Source organism: Aquabacterium sp. (assembly GCF_030652515.1).
GTDB lineage: Bacteria > Pseudomonadota > Gammaproteobacteria > Burkholderiales > Burkholderiaceae_C > Aquabacterium.
Genome location: NZ_JAUSAR010000200.1, coordinates 1 through 1,105 on the forward strand (window position 1 = coordinate 1; position 1,105 = coordinate 1,105).

General features: G+C 64.8%; 1 protein-coding gene. It reads left to right on the top strand.

The genetic code is table 11. The annotated features are described in order from the left end of the window. On the top strand, positions 1-1,098 hold a 1,098-nt coding region (locus tag Q7V20_RS22890), incomplete at its 5' end, for a cobalamin-independent methionine synthase II family protein (protein WP_304796251.1). Between the last annotated feature and the right edge of the window lie 7 nt (positions 1,099-1,105).

The following is a 1,105-nucleotide window of genomic DNA, read 5'->3' on the forward strand; positions in this document are numbered from 1 at the left end:
CAGGACGTGCTCATTCCGACCAGCATGGTCGGCAACTACCCCAATCCGCGCTGGTGGGATGCAGCCTTTGCGCGGCACTTCACCGGGGATCAGCAGCCGCCCGACTCGATGTGGCAGGAGGCGCTGGAGGATGTGGTGGGCGCGATGGTGCGCGATCAGGAGCAGGCGGGCCTGGACATCATCACGGACGGGCGGGTGCACGGCGACAACTACGCCGATCAGGCGGTGTACTACTACCTGCACCGCCTGGGCTACGACCTCAAGGGCGGCAACCTGGGTTTCCCGATCTACAGCCGCCTGCACTCGGGCACGGTCACCAAGGAGATCAAGCGCTACGGGGCGCTGATGATCGAGCAGGCCAAGGCGCTGCGCAAGGCGACCAAGAAGCCGATCAAGGTGCAATACACCGGGGTGCAGGTGCTGGCGCAGGTGGCCAACGACCTGTACTACAAGTCCAGCCGGGAGCGTGCGCTGGCGATCGCCGCGGCGATCAACGAAGACCTGAAGGAGGTCGAGGCGATCGGCGCGGAGTTCATCCAGATCGACGAGTTCACCTGGCCGTACTTCTTCGAGGACTACGCCATCGAGGCGTTCAACCGCGCGGTCCAAGGGATCACGAAGTCCAAGATCGTCGTGCACGTGTGCTGGGGCAACTGGGGCGGCACGCCGGCCTACATGCCCGACGAGACGGCCAAGGCGGGTGAGGTGTTCGATCTGTCCAAGCGGGTTGGTGCGGAGCCTTCGCCCACGTCCTCGATCATTCCGAAGGCCTACCAGGCCAACATCAGCGTGCTGAACCTGGAGAGCTGCGGTCGCCGTGCGGACGACCTGTCCGGGCTGGACGTCATCAAGCAGCATCCGTTGCCGGCCAATGTGGACTTCTGGGCCGGCGTGATCGATGTGAAGAGCACGATCACCGAGACTGCCGAGCAGGTCGCCGGGCGCATCCGCAAACTGCTCCAGTACGTGCCGGCCGATCGCCTGGGCGTGACCACCGACTGCGGCCTCATCCTGCTGCAGCGCTACATCGCCAAGGACAAGCTCCACGCCCTCGTCGAGGGAACCAAGATCGTGCGCGCCGAACTGCAGCAACGCTGAAGCTGCA